Origin of the sequence: Streptomyces sp. NBC_00820 (assembly GCF_036347055.1) — a bacterium.
Taxonomy (GTDB): domain Bacteria; phylum Actinomycetota; class Actinomycetes; order Streptomycetales; family Streptomycetaceae; genus Streptomyces.
Window position 1 is genome coordinate 4,215,488 of sequence record NZ_CP108882.1, and the last position, 14,033, is coordinate 4,229,520.

8 protein-coding genes and 1 tRNA gene are annotated in these 14,033 nt (G+C 71.1%); 7 read left to right on the top strand and 2 right to left on the bottom strand.

The genetic code is table 11. From position 1 onward, the window contains the following. Nucleotides 1-16: 16 nt before the first annotated feature. The 6 genes from recF to OIB37_RS19140 all read left to right on the top strand — a co-directional run bounded on the left by recF (nt 17) and on the right by OIB37_RS19140 (nt 7,931). Nucleotides 17-1,138: a DNA replication/repair protein RecF gene (recF, locus tag OIB37_RS19115; protein ID WP_330458818.1), complete on the top strand. Its 1,122-nt coding sequence runs from the start codon at nt 17-19 to the stop codon at nt 1,136-1,138. Next, entirely contained in the window at nt 1,135-1,713 is a 579-nt protein-coding gene (locus OIB37_RS19120; protein WP_443058174.1) for a DUF721 domain-containing protein, read from the top strand. The genes recF and OIB37_RS19120 overlap by 4 nt, the downstream gene beginning before the upstream one ends. A 395-nt stretch (nt 1,714-2,108) precedes the next feature. After that, nucleotides 2,109-4,154 (top strand): DNA topoisomerase (ATP-hydrolyzing) subunit B, encoded by a 2,046-nt coding sequence (gene gyrB / locus OIB37_RS19125; RefSeq protein ID WP_330458819.1) that lies wholly within the window; start codon nt 2,109-2,111, stop codon nt 4,152-4,154. A 42-nt stretch (nt 4,155-4,196) separates the two neighbouring features. Beyond that, nucleotides 4,197-6,812 carry a DNA gyrase subunit A gene (gene gyrA, locus OIB37_RS19130; RefSeq protein WP_330458820.1) on the top strand — a complete coding sequence of 872 codons (2,616 nt, stop codon included), beginning with the start codon at nt 4,197-4,199 and terminating at the stop codon, nt 6,810-6,812. Nucleotides 6,813-6,830: 18 nt separating this feature from the next. After that, nucleotides 6,831-7,745, top strand: a complete 915-nt coding sequence (locus OIB37_RS19135; RefSeq protein ID WP_330458821.1) for a DUF3566 domain-containing protein — start codon at nt 6,831-6,833, stop codon at nt 7,743-7,745. Between the two features lie 112 nt (nt 7,746-7,857). Continuing rightward, nucleotides 7,858-7,931: transfer RNA gene (locus OIB37_RS19140), tRNA-Ile, on the top strand. A 371-nt stretch (nt 7,932-8,302) separates the two neighbouring features. Here OIB37_RS19140 and OIB37_RS19145 read toward each other — a convergent pair. Further along, nucleotides 8,303-12,481 carry an nSTAND1 domain-containing NTPase gene (locus tag OIB37_RS19145; protein ID WP_330458822.1) on the bottom strand — a complete coding sequence of 1,393 codons (4,179 nt, stop codon included), beginning with the start codon at nt 12,479-12,481 and terminating at the stop codon, nt 8,303-8,305. 557 nt (nt 12,482-13,038) lie between these two features. Between OIB37_RS19145 and OIB37_RS19150 the strand changes: the two genes are divergently transcribed. Then, nucleotides 13,039-13,227: a ferredoxin gene (locus tag OIB37_RS19150; protein ID WP_330458823.1), complete on the top strand. Its 189-nt coding sequence runs from the start codon at nt 13,039-13,041 to the stop codon at nt 13,225-13,227. A 39-nt stretch (nt 13,228-13,266) separates the two neighbouring features. Here the strand turns inward: OIB37_RS19150 and OIB37_RS19155 are convergent, their stop codons facing one another. After that, the gene (locus OIB37_RS19155; RefSeq protein WP_330458824.1) at nt 13,267-14,028 is read right to left on the bottom strand and encodes a glycosyltransferase family 2 protein; all 762 of its coding nucleotides are present in this window, start codon (nt 14,026-14,028) and stop codon (nt 13,267-13,269) included. Between the last annotated feature and the right edge of the window lie 5 nt (nt 14,029-14,033).

Genomic DNA, 14,033 nt, shown 5'->3' on the forward strand with positions numbered 1-14,033 from the left:
AGGTCGGCGAACGACCATGCACGTGACGCATCTTTCGCTGGCCGACTTCCGCTCGTACGCCCGGGCCGAGGTTCCTCTCGACCCGGGCGTCACGGCTTTCGTGGGCCCCAACGGGCAGGGCAAGACCAACCTGGTCGAGGCGGTCGGCTATCTCGCCACTCTCGGCAGTCACCGCGTCTCCTCCGACGCCCCTCTGGTGCGCATGGGAGCCGACCGGGCCGTGGTGCGGGCGCAGGTCCGCCAGGGTGAGCGGCAGCAGCTGGTGGAGCTGGAGCTGAACCCCGGCCGGGCGAACCGGGCCCGGATCAACCGGTCCTCGCAGGTCAGGCCGAGAGACGTGCTGGGGATCGTGCGGACGGTGCTGTTCGCGCCGGAGGACCTGGCGCTGGTCAAGGGTGATCCGGGTGAGCGTCGGCGGTTCCTGGACGAGCTGATCACCGCGCGTTCGCCGCGGATGGCCGGTGTGCGTTCGGACTACGACCGGGTGCTCAAGCAGCGCAACACGTTGCTGAAGACCGCCGCTCTCGCGCGCCGGCACGGCGGCCGTTCCATGGACCTGTCCACCCTCGACGTGTGGGACCAGCATCTCGCGCGCGTGGGTGCCGAGCTGCTCGCCCAGCGGCTGGATCTGATCGCGGTGCTGCAGCCGCTGGCCGACAAGGCGTATGAGCAGCTGGCACCCGGGGGCGGTCCGCTGGCGCTGGAGTACAAGCCGTCCGCGCCGGGTGAGGCGCATGCGCGTGAGGGGCTGTACGCGCAGTTGACGGCGGCTCTGGCCGAGGCGCGCAAGCAGGAGATCGAGCGGGGTGTGACCCTCGTGGGTCCGCATCGGGATGATCTGGTTCTGAGGCTGGGGCAGCTGCCCGCGAAGGGGTACGCCTCGCACGGTGAGTCCTGGTCCTATGCCCTCGCCTTGCGGCTGGCGTCGTACGAGCTGTTGCGCGCGGAGGGCAATGAGCCGGTGCTGGTGCTGGACGACGTGTTCGCGGAGCTGGACGCCCGTCGTCGGGAGCGGCTGGCGGAGCTGGTGGCGCCGGGTGAGCAGGTGCTGGTGACCGCGGCCGTGGACGACGATGTGCCGGAGCTGTTGGCGGGTGCGCGGTACGCGGTGGCCGGTGGGACGGTGGAGCGCGTATGAGCGCCGGGGAGCCCGCCGGCGAGAAGAAGGTGTCCGGCGGCGCGAGGAAGGCGGGTGACGCCCAGCGGGCGCCCGAGCCGTCCGGTGTCGACCTCGCGCGCGTGGCGTTGCGCGCGGCGAAGGAACAGGCACGCGCGCGTGGGGATGCCGCGCGGCAGAAGAAGCAGGTGCGGCGTGGTGGCGGTCTGCGGTCCGGTGCGCGCGCCGACGGCCGTGATCCGATGGCGCTCGGGGCGGCGATCAACCGGTTGATCAATGAGCGTGGCTGGGAGACGCCGGCGGCGGTGGGCGGTGTGATGGGCCGCTGGCCGCAGATCGTCGGCGAGGACCTGGCCAAGCATTGTGTGCCGCAGCGGTACGACGAGGACGAGCGGGTGCTGTCGGTGAGTTGCGACTCGACGGCGTGGGCGACTCAGCTGCGGTTGCTGGCTCCGACTCTGGTGGCCCGGCTGAACGAGGATCTCGGGCACGGCACGGTGCGGTTGCTCAAGGTCAACGGGCCGGCGGGCCCGGCGCGGAGGTACGGGCCGTTGCGTGCTCCGGGGAGCACGGGGCCCGGCGATACCTACGGGTGACGCACTTCACTCGGGGGTGAGGTGTATCACGTCCGGGGGCCGGCGCGGGGTGCCGTCGTACGTCTGTGCGGAGATGTGGATCACGCGTCGACCCCCCGGTAGCCAAGGGATGACGGCCGAAAGCGCTGAGCGCCGCCGTGAGCCCCTTGGAGCCCCCTTCCGTATATCGGTACCCGGCCGAGACCGGTTCAGGGCGGCACATGGGGACTCAGGTGCCTGCAAGCCCCCATTACTGTCGGCGCTACCGGTAGACTGAAGGTAATCCCGCCCCCATCGTGGGGACCGCCCGGGAAAAGCTGAGCAACGCTGATCAGGGCTTACCAACGCAACATGCCGCAGCCGCTCCGGCAACCTGCCGAAGAGCCCGGCTCGTGCTGTGCCAGAAAGGGCGCTTCGTGGCCGATTCCGGCAACCCCAACGAGAACATCCCTTCCACCGACGCCGGCGTCAACGGCGAGGCCACCGCCTCCACCTCCTACGACGCCAGTGCCATCACCGTGCTCGAAGGGCTGGACGCGGTCCGCAAGCGACCCGGCATGTACATCGGCTCGACCGGTGAGCGTGGTCTGCACCACCTGGTGCAGGAGGTCGTCGACAACTCGGTCGACGAGGCGCTGGCCGGCTACGCGGACACGATCGACGTGACGATCCTGCCCGACGGCGGCGTGCGTGTGGTCGACAACGGCCGTGGCATCCCGGTGGGCATCGTGCCCTCCGAGGGCAAGCCGGCGGTCGAGGTCGTGCTGACCGTGCTGCACGCGGGCGGCAAGTTCGGCGGTGGCGGTTACGCCGTCTCCGGTGGTCTGCACGGCGTGGGTGTGTCCGTCGTGAACGCGCTGTCCACGAAGGTCGCCGTCGAGGTGAAGACGGACGGCTACCGGTGGACGCAGGACTACAAGATGGGTGTCCCGACGGCTCCGCTGGTCAAGAACGAGCCGACGGAGGAGACCGGTACGTCGGTGACCTTCTGGGCCGACCCGGAGATCTTCGAGACCACGGAGTACTCCTTCGAGACGCTGTCGCGGCGTTTCCAGGAGATGGCGTTCCTCAACAAGGGTCTGACGATCCGGCTCACCGACGAGCGTGAGCAGGCGAAGGCCACCGCGGGCGCGGACGAGGCGGGTGCGGACGACAAGGCCGAGGTCAAGACGGTCACGTACCACTACGAGGGCGGCATCGTCGACTTCGTGAAGTACCTGAACTCCCGCAAGGGGGAGCTGGTGCACCCGAGCATCATCGACCTGGAGGCCGAGGACAAGGACAAGAACCTGTCCCTCGAGGTCGCGATGCAGTGGAACGGTGGCTACAGCGAGGGTGTGTACTCCTTCGCGAACATCATCCACACCCACGAGGGCGGTACTCACGAAGAGGGCTTCCGGGCCGCGCTCACCTCGCTGATCAACAAGTACGCGCGCGACAAGAAGCTGCTGCGCGAGCGGGACGACAACCTCACCGGTGACGACATCCGTGAGGGTCTGACCGCGATCATCTCGGTCAAGCTGAGCGAGCCGCAGTTCGAGGGCCAGACGAAGACGAAGCTGGGCAACACGGAGGCGAAGACCTTCGTGCAGAAGGCCGTCTACGAGCACCTCAACGACTGGCTGGACCGTAACCCGGTCGAGGCGGCGGACATCATCCGCAAGGGCATCCAGGCGGCCACCGCGCGCGTGGCGGCCCGCAAGGCCCGTGACCTGACCCGTCGCAAGGGTCTGCTGGAGTCGGGGGCGCTGCCGGGCAAGCTGTCCGACTGCCAGTCCAACGACCCGTCCAAGTGCGAGATCTTCATCGTCGAGGGTGACTCCGCCGGCGGTTCGGCCAAGTCGGGCCGTAACCCGCAGTTCCAGGCGATCCTCCCGATCCGCGGCAAGATCCTCAACGTGGAGAAGGCCAGGATCGACAAGATCCTGCAGAACCAGGAGATCCAGGCGCTGATCTCCGCCTTCGGCACGGGTGTGCACGAGGACTTCGACATCACGAAGCTCCGCTATCACAAGATCATCTTGATGGCGGACGCCGACGTCGACGGCCAGCACATCAACACCCTGCTGCTGACCTTCCTGTTCCGCTTCATGCGGCCGCTGGTCGAGTCCGGGTTCGTGTACCTCTCCCGTCCCCCGCTGTACAAGATCAAGTGGGGCCGGGACGACGTGGAGTACGCGTACTCCGACCGTGAGCGCGACGCGCTGCTGGAGATGGGCCGACAGCGCGGCAAGCGTGTCCGCGAGGACTCCATCCAGCGCTTCAAGGGTCTCGGCGAGATGAACGCCGAGGAGCTGCGCGTGACCACGATGGACCCGGAGCACCGCGTCCTCGGCCAGGTCACCCTCGACGACGCCGCCCAGGCCGACGACCTGTTCTCGGTGCTGATGGGCGAGGACGTCGAGGCCCGGCGTCTGTTCATCCAGCGCAATGCCAAGGACGTCCGCTTCCTCGACATCTGAGTCGGTCTCAGCTGACCGCATCAGGAAGGATCTTCACCAGCAATGACCGACGACACCTCGAACTTCATGCCTGAGCCAGTGACGCCGGAGGAAGAGACCGGCGAGATCGTCACCACGCGCATCGAGCCGGTCGGCCTCGACGCGGAGATGCAGCGCTCGTACCTGGACTACGCGATGTCCGTCATCGTGTCCCGTGCGCTGCCCGACGTCCGGGACGGTCTCAAGCCCGTACACCGCCGTGTCCTGTACGCCATGTACGACGGCGGCTACCGCCCCGAGCGCGGCTTCTACAAGTGCGCCCGTGTCGTCGGTGACGTCATGGGTAACTACCACCCGCACGGTGACAGCTCGATCTACGACGCCCTGGTCCGCCTCGCCCAGCCGTGGTCGATGCGCATGCCGCTCGTGGACTCCAACGGCAACTTCGGCTCCCCGGGCAACGACCCGGCGGCCGCCATGCGCTACACCGAGTGCAAGCTGGCGCCGCTGTCGATGGAGATGGTCCGCGACATCGACGAGGACACCGTCGATTTCAAGGACAACTACGACGGCCGCTCCAAGGAGCCGACGGTCCTGCCGGCGCGCTTCCCGAACCTGCTGATCAACGGCTCGGCCGGTATCGCGGTCGGCATGGCGACCAACATCCCGCCGCACAACCTGCGCGAGGTCGCGTCCGGTGCCCAGTGGCACCTGGAGAACCCCGAGGCGTCGCAGGAGGAGCTGCTGGACGCCCTCATCGAGCGCATCAAGGGCCCGGACTTCCCGACCGGCGCGCTGGTCGTGGGCCGCAAGGGCATCGAGGAGGCGTACCGCACCGGTCGCGGCTCCATCACGATGCGCGCGGTGGTCGAGGTCGAGGAGATCCAGAACCGCCAGTGCCTGGTGGTCACCGAGCTGCCGTACCAGGTGAACCCGGACAACCTGGCGCAGAAGATCGCCGACCTGGTGAAGGACGGCAAGATCGGCGGCATCGCGGACGTCCGTGACGAGACGTCGTCGCGTACCGGTCAGCGTCTGGTGATCGTCCTCAAGCGGGACGCGGTCGCCAAGGTCGTCCTGAACAACCTGTACAAGCACACCGAGCTGCAGACGAACTTCGGCGCCAACATGCTGGCGCTGGTCGACGGGGTGCCGCGCACGCTGTCGCTGGACGCGTTCATCCGTCACTGGGTGACGCACCAGATCGAGGTCATCGTCCGCCGTACGCGCTTCAGGCTGCGCAAGGCCGAGGAGCGGGCGCACATCCTGCGTGGTCTGCTGAAGGCCCTGGACGCCATCGACGAGGTCATCGCGCTGATCCGGCGCAGTGACACCGTCGACATCGCGCGCGAGGGCCTGATGGGCCTGCTGGAGATCGACGAGATCCAGGCCAACGCGATCCTCGAGATGCAGCTGCGCCGTCTGGCCGCCCTGGAGCGCCAGAAGATCATCCAGGAGCACGACGAGCTCCAGGCGAAGATCACGGAGTACAACGCGATCCTCGCGTCGCCGGTCCGCCAGCGTCAGATCGTCCACGACGAGCTGGCCGCGATCGTCGACAAGTTCGGTGACGACCGCCGCAGCAAGCTGATCCCGTACGACGGCGACATGTCCATCGAGGACCTGATCGCCGAGGAGGACATCGTCGTCACCGTCACGCGGGGCGGCTACGTCAAGCGGACGAAGACGGACGACTACCGGGCGCAGAAGCGCGGCGGCAAGGGCGTGCGGGGTACGAAGCTGAAGGAGGACGACATCGTCGACCACTTCTTCATCTCCACCACGCATCACTGGCTGCTGTTCTTCACGAACAAGGGCCGGGTGTACCGGGCCAAGGCGTACGAGCTGCCCGAGGTGGGCCGTGAGGCGCGCGGTCAGCACGTGGCGAACCTGCTGGCCTTCCAGCCGGACGAGGCGATCGCCGAGATCCTCGCGATCCGCGACTACGAGGCGGCGCCGTACCTGGTGCTGGCCACCATGTCGGGTCTGGTCAAGAAGACGCCTCTGAAGGATTACGATTCGCCCCGCTCCGGTGGTGTCATCGCGATCAACCTGCGTACGCGTGAGGACGGTTCGGACGACGAGCTGATCGGCGCCGAGCTGGTCTCCGCCGAGGACGATCTGCTCCTGGTCAGCAAGAAGGCGCAGTCGATCCGGTTCACCGCTTCCGACGAGAGCCTGCGTCCGATGGGCCGTGCCACCTCCGGTGTGAAGGGCATGAGCTTCCGTGAGGGCGACGAACTGCTCTCGATGAATGTGGTGCGACCCGGTACGTTCGTCTTCACCGCGACGGACGGTGGGTACGCCAAGCGCACCGCCGTCGACGAGTACCGCGTCCAGGGGCGTGGCGGCCTCGGCATCAAGGCTGCCAAGATCGTGGAGGACCGCGGTTCTCTCGTCGGCGCGCTGATTGTGGAGGAGACCGACGAGATCCTCGCCATCACCCTGTCCGGCGGTGTGATTCGTACGCGAGTCAACGAGGTCAGGGAGACGGGCCGTGACACCATGGGCGTCCAACTGATCAACCTGGGCAAGCGCGATGCCGTGGTCGGTATCGCTCGTAACGCCGAGGCGGGGCGCGAGGCGGAGGAAGTCGACGGCGACGTGGCCGTGGACGAGACCGTCGAGGTTGTCGTGACCGCCGGCACGGACGAGGGTGAGGCGCCCTCGGCCGAGTAGCGCGAGGAGTGAGTGATCGTGAGCGGAGCCACGGGCGCCGGATCGGCCGGTACCTCCACGGGTACGGAGGCGGACGGCGGCGGCCGTGGCTCCGCCGCGAGCAAGGCGGGCAAGGCGAGTAAGGCGAGTAAGGCGGACCGGGGGAACAAGGGGGGCACCGCCGCCGCGGCGGCCGCGAAGGGGACGGTGGCGGCCGCGGCCGCGAGCGACCCGGAGACGGCCGGCCTGAAGGCGGTCGGGTCGAAGGCTGACGCTCCCTCATCCTCCGAGGCCGCCTCCTCCGCTCCTTCCGCGTCCGCCTCGTCCTCCTCTCCTTCTTCCTCCACCTCTGATTCCTCCACCTCCGACACGCATGGATCCCAGGGGGGAACTGTGACGGACACCCGAGGCCCGCAGGCCCAGTCCGCAGGCGGCGCGGCCGAGTCCCGGCCGGGCTCCCCGCTGCCCGGGGAGCGGCGCTCCGACCAGGCGGACGGGCCGTACCACCCGCCGCAGGCCTACCCGGCGCAGGCGCCCTCCGGTGCCGTACGCCGGCCGCGTACCGGGGCGCGGACCGCGCCGCGTACCCGCAAGGCGCGGCTGCGGGTGGCGAAGGCCGACCCGTGGTCGGTGATGAAGGTCAGCTTCCTGCTCTCCATCGCGCTGGGCATCTGCACGATCGTCGCCGCGGCGGTGCTGTGGATGGTCATGGACGCCATGGGCGTCTTCTCCACGGTGGGCGGCACGATCTCGGAGGCGACCGGTTCCAACGAGGCGAATGGTTTCGACCTCCAGGCTTTCCTGTCCCTGCCGAACGTCCTGATGTTCACGACGATCATCGCGATCATCGATGTCGTCCTCGCGACGGCGCTGGCCACGCTCGGCGCCTTCATCTACAACCTCTCCGCGGGCTTCGTGGGCGGCATCGAGCTGACGCTGGCCGAGGACGAGTGACCCCGTCCGCCGTGCCGCGACGGCGGTCCCCGACAACCGATTTTGGGACTGCCGCCCTCGTGCGCTAATCTTCAGGAGTCAGCGCGCGGGACACACACCCGCAAAGCGCGGCGGGGCTATAGCTCAGTTGGTTAGAGCGCATCCCTGATAAGGATGAGGCCACAGGTTCAAATCCTGTTAGCCCCACTTGTACGAAGACCCCCGGCCATCATGGTCGGGGGTCTTCGTCGTATGTGCCCGAGTCTTCGGGGCCGCTCGCTCCGGAGCGGCTGCGTCCAGGAGGCGCTGAGTGATGGCGGGGCTGTGTGCCGGACCGGGGGCCGCCCGCGGAACACGAGTGGGCACGTGCGGGCACGTGCGGGCACGTGTGGACGGGTGCGGGCACGTGTGGACGCGTGCCGGGGCGTGAGAAAACCCGATCGCTGGCGACGGGGGATGCACCAGCGATCGGGCTATGGCCAAGGGTAACAAGGTTGGTTGGGCCGGGGGAGGTAAGTCGGGTGAGAAATCACGGGTAACGGGCTTGAACAGGCGGGTAGTTGGCCTGTCTTGATCGTTCAGGCTGGGCACGGGGGGTCGTAGGACAGGCGCGGGAGGTATTCGTGCCACCGCTGCGGGGTCAGCACGCCCTGGGTGACCGAGCAGATGTGCCGGATCGCCTCGTCGGCGTCCAGGCTCCACAGGCGGACCGTGTCGGCGCCGCTGGAGACGCCGAGGACGTGACGGGTGGGGCTGAAGGACAGGAAGTTGCCGGTCTTGGCGTAGGGGCTCATCGACTGGCCGATGGGGGTGGCCGAGGCAGGGACGGCGACGTCCCACAGGCGGACCGTGTTGTCGTTGCCGCCGCTGGCCAGGGTGCGGCCGTGCGCGTCGAACGTCAGGGACGTGACCGCCTCGGTGTGGCCGGTCAGGGGTGAGCCGAGCGGGACCGCGACGCGGAGGTCGGAGACGTTCCACAGCCGTACGGTGTCGTCGTCGCCGCCGCTCGCCAGGGTGCGGCCGTCGGGGCTGTAGGCGAGGGCGTTGACGGGGCCGGAGTGGCCGGTGAGCGCGGAGCCGAGCGCGGTGGCGCGGCCCGGGTCGGTGACGTCCCACAGCCGGATCGTGCCGTCGGCGCTCCCACTGGCGAGCGTGTGCCCGCCGGGGGCGAACGCGAGGGCGTTGACGAAGCCCCGGTGGCCGGTGAGGGGCGAGCCGAGCGCGGTCGCGGTGCGCGGGCGGGTGACGTCCCACAGCTGGATCGTGCGGTCGTCGTAGGCGGTGGCCAGGGTGTGGCCGTCGGGGCTGTAGGCGAGGGCGTCAGGGCCCATGAAGCGGGTGTGCAACGGCAGGGGAGGCCCGGCGGGGACGGGGCGTGCCGGGTCGGTGACGTTCCACAGGTACACGGACCGGTCGCCGGTCAGCACGGCGAGGGTGCGGCCGTCGGGGGAGAACACCATCGAGCGCTGTCCGCCGTCGGCGCGCATGAAGGGGGAGCCGAGCGGTTCGGGCCGGCCGGGCCGCGCGACGTTCCACAGCCGCAGCCGGCCGTCGCGGGCGGCCGTGGCGAGCACCTTGCCGTCCCGGCGGAACGCCCCGCCGCGGCCGGTCATGTCCGATGTCGGCACCGACCACAGTCTGACCTTGCTGTCGCCGCTGCCGGTGGCCAGGGTGCGCCCGTCGGGGCTGAATCCGAGCGCGTACATCTCGCCGCTGCCGCCCGCGAGCGGCTCGCCGACCTGCGACGGGGACGCCGGATCGGCGACGTTCCACAGGCTCGCGGTGCTGTCCGCGCTGGCGGCGGCGAGCCGGCCGCCGTCCGGGCTGAAGGCCACGGACCAGACCGGGCCGGTGTGGCCGGTGAGCGGCGCGCCGAGCGGTGCCGCGTGCGCGGGGTCGGCGACGTTCCACAGCCGGATGGTGTCGTCCGCGCTGCCGCTGGCCAGGGTGCGCCCGTCGGGGCTGAACGCCACCGAGTGCACGAGGTCCGTGTGGCCCCGCAGCACCGTCCTCGACGGCCGCGGGTGGCGGGGGTCGGCGACGTTCCACAGCCGTACGGCGGCGTCGTCGCCGCCCGCCGCGAGGGTGCGGCCGTCGGGGCTGAACGTCACGCAGCGCACGGCCGCGCCGGTGCCGCGCAGCACGCCGAGCGCCTTCGGCCGGCGCGGGTCGGCCACGTTCCACAGGCGGACGGTGTGGTCCTCCCCGGCGCCGGCCAGGGTGCGGCCGTCGGGGCTGAAGGCGACCAGGTAGATGGTGCCCTGGTGGCCGGCCAGGGGCGTGCCGCGCGGGCGGGGGTGTGCGGGGTCGGTGACGTCCCACAGGCGGATCGTGCCGTCGTCTCCGGCGCTGGCCAGGGTGTGGCCGTCGGGGCTGAAGACCGCGCTGCTCACCCAGCTCGTGTGGCCGGTGAGCGGCTTGCCGAGCGGCTTCGGGCTGCCGCGGCCGGACACGTCCCACAGGCGCACGGTGCGGTCGTAGCCGGCGGTGGCCAGGGTGTGGCCGTCGGGGCTGAAGGAGGTGAGGTAGACGGCGCCGGTGTGGCCGGTCAGGGAGGTGGCGAGCGGCGCGTTCACGATGGAGATCAGCCTGCTGTACGTCCCCTCGTCGCCGGGGCGCCGCTGGTGGGCGACCAGGTCGAGCTGGGCGGCCAGCGAGGGATCGGTGTGCTGGACCCGGTCGGCCTCGGCGAGCACCTGTTCGAACACGGCGTCGTCCCGCTGCTGCCACGCGACCACCGCCGAGCCGGCGGCCAGGACGGCGAGTACGACCACCGCCGCCACCGCGGCCCTGCTGATCAGGACCGTACGCCTGCGCAGCCGCACCGAGGCGGCCAGGAACTCCACCGCGCCGCGGGTCAGAACGGTGTCCCCGGCGGACTCCGCCCAGCCGCGGGCCTGCTCCAGGCGCGAGCCCCGGTACAGCAGGGAGCTGTCCCGCTCGGTCGCCTCCCAGGCCCTGCCGTCCTCCTCCAGGCGCTGGCGCAGCAGATGGTCGCCCCGGTTGTCGTCGATCCAGTGGCGCAGCCGGGGCCACGCGTGCAGCAGTGCCTCGTGGGTGATCTCCACGGTGTCCGCGTCGAGGGTCACCAGCCGGGCGCGGACCAGCGCCTCCAGCGACTCCTCGGTCTTGTCCGGGTCCGTCGACTCCCGCGCCAGCTGGCGCCGCGTGCCCCGCCGCCGGGTGGCCTGGGTGTCCTCGCCCAGCCGTACCAGGCGCAGCAGGAGCAGCCGGGCCGCGGTGCGGGCGGCCGGGTCCAGGCTGGACCAGGCACGTTCGGCGGTGGCCGCCACGGCCCCCTGGATGCCGCCCGCCGCGCGGTAGCCGGCCAGCGTCAGCCGGCCGCCCTTGCGCCGCTGCCAGGTGACGAGGAGGGCGTGGGACAGCAGCGGGAGCACGCCCGAGTCGTGGGCCCCGCGCGGGCCGTCGGCGCTGACCTCGCGGACGATCAGCTCGGTCAGCCCCGGCTCCAGTTCCAGCCCCACCGCCTTGGCCGGACCGGTCACCGCCTCGCGCAGCTCCGCCGTGGTCAGCGGCCCGAGCACCATGTGGCGGTGCTGCAGCGCGTCGGCCAGCTCCGGATGCCCCAGGCACTGCTCGTAGAAGTCCGCGCGTATGCCGAGGACCACCAGGACGGGGGCGGGCCCGGAGGAGTCCGGGGGCGGGGTGCAGGCGGCGTGCAGGAACCGGACGAACGTGCGCCGGTCGGCCTCGTCGGCGCAGAGGGTGAAGGTCTCCTCGAACTGGTCGACGATGAGGACCGGGCGGGCGGGGGGTGTGCCGGTGGGGTCGTGGGTGCCGGTGGGGCCGTGGGCGGGCTCCTGCCCCGCCGGCCGGTCGGTCGTCGGTTCGTCCGTCGTCCCGTGTGGTTCGGCCGTCGGGTCGGCCGTCGGTTCGTTCGCCGTCCCGTGCGCGGTCGCCGGGAGGTGCTCGCGCGCCCATTCCGTGACGGCCTCCCGTACCGCGCGGGTGAGGTGCGGGGCGTCGGCGCCGGGGGCCGAGGGGTTGCCGGCCGCTTCCCGTTCGGCCCGGCGGGCGGCGGCGGCGAGGCCGGCGAGGTGCGGGATGCGTGCGGTCAGTTCACCGAGCGGGTCGGCGCCCGGCACGAGCTGGAGCACGGGACCGGTCCGGCCGCCACCGTCCTCCAGGGCCCCGCCCCGCACCGCGGGAACCAGGCCGGCGTTGAGCAGGGACGACTTTCCCGCGCCCGAGGCGCCGACCAGCACGACCAGCCCGCCGTCCTGCCCGGCGGAGCGCAGCTGGGCCACGAGCGCCTCGGTGCTGCGCTCCCGGCCGAAGAACCACCGGGCGTCCTCATGCCGGTAGGAGGCCAGCCCCCGGTAGGGGCAGACCCCGCCGGTGACCGGCGGGTCCACGACCGAGGCCGCCCCGTCCTCCGGATCCGGCGCCGGCGGCCGCTCACCCACCGGGTCGGCCAGCGCGCGCTCCCACAGGCGCTGCCACTGGGCGAGGTCGTACAGTCCGCCGGAGACGGGTACGGGCCGCGCGCGCCGCGCCTCGGGGATCAGGATCTGCAGAACCGCCGCGAGCGCGGCGAACTGGGCCGGTACGTTCTTGGCCCGCCGCCAGTCACTGATGCGCTGCGCGGACACCCGTACGGGCCGCCCGCGCTCGTCCACCCGCTGCAGTCGTACGACCGCTTCGGCGACGCTTTTGAGGGGAGGGTTGCCGGCCTCCTTGTAGAGCAGGGCGAGGCGTTCGGCGAAGGCTGTGCGCGCCCCAGAGTCGGAACCCAAGGCCCCACCCCTTACTTCCCCCGCGTCTGGACGTCCGGACCGGAAAACTCACCCTATATGGCTGACCTGCGGAAAGACCCTGGTCCGGAGGTCCGGACCTCCTCGCCGGGCGCCACAGATGGCAGGATCACGTCGCGGTAGCGGAACTGTCACACACCGTCCGGACAGGCCACGGGCCCACGTCCCCGGAGTGGCGGTCCGCGGCGCCGAATGTTCTCGGTCAACTTCCCGCCGGTGCCGGACGCCCGGGCCACCGGGTCCGTCCGCCTCAGCCTCGATCCGTGCCGGCACGCCGACGCGACGCGGATCGACACCCCCGCCGCTCCGTTCGGTACCGGTCCCCACGTGGGGAGGGACCGGTACCGGACGGACGGCGCCGGCCGGCCCGGACACGCCCCGTACTCCACCCCCGGCGGCTCCCGGCAACTCCCGTACTTCTCCCCTACGGATGATCCCCGGACTTCCCCTGACCGCCGGTTCAGGCCGGTGTCGGAGGGGCAGAGTCGTCGTGACCGGCGCGGTACGACGCGGCGCGGGCACTCATGACGGGAGGGCACATGAAGGTCTCCGTGGACCGGAGTGCGTGTTACGGCTCGGCGGAATGCGCGTACCGGGTTCCATCGGTGTTCGTGTTCGTCGACGGCTACGGCGAGGTGCTGCCCGGCCGGGAGGACACGGGTGACGATCCCGAGGTGCGGGAGGCTGCCGAGAAGTGCCCTTCGCAGGCCGTCCTCATAGGCGAGTGAAACCGTCCGCTCCGCACCGGGTGTCCTGCCGTCCGGCGCTCAGCCGCCGTCGGCCGGGTGGCGCCAGCCGGACTCCGCGAGCGCGCGGGCACGCGCTTCCGCCACCGCCATGCGGGCGTCGCGTTCGACCGGGTCGGTGTGCGAGGCCTGGCCGGTGACCTGGCCGTCCCACTTGCGGTAGAGCAGCCCGACCTCCTGCGAGAACCATCCCCGGCTGACCGCGTTCAGTGCGAGGAGCAGCCCGGTGTCCTCGGAGGCCGGCAGCGCCATCCAGCCGCCGAGCGCCGTCAGCAGGTCCCGCCGGACGAAGAGGGTCGCCGGGTGCACCGGGGCCCGGAAGCCGTCGCGCTTCCAGTGGTCCAGCACGGTCCCGCGCTCGAGGGGACCGTCGGCCGGGTCGCCGGGGAAGCCGGCCGTGGAGCCGTCGGGCAGCAGGTCCAGGACGCGGGAGGTGGCCCAGCCCACCGTGCGGTTTCCCTCCAGCACGGCCAGGTCGCGGGCGAGCGCGCCCGGTGCGAGCTGGTCGTCGGCGTCCAGGACCTTCACGTACGGGCCGTCGGCGTGGGCCAGGGCGATGGTCCGCGCGACCCCGGGTCCGCCCGGCCGTCCCTGGTGGAAGCTCACCCGCGTGTCGTCCGGGACGTACGGGCGGACCTCGTCGGTCGTCCCGTCCTCCTGGATCACCCAGGTCCACTCCCAGCCCTCCGGGAGTTCCTGCGCGCACAGCGACCGGTACGCGTCCGGCAGGAAGCGGGCGGACGGGCCGTGGACAGCGGTGACAACGGTGATGCGCCGGGGCACGGCGG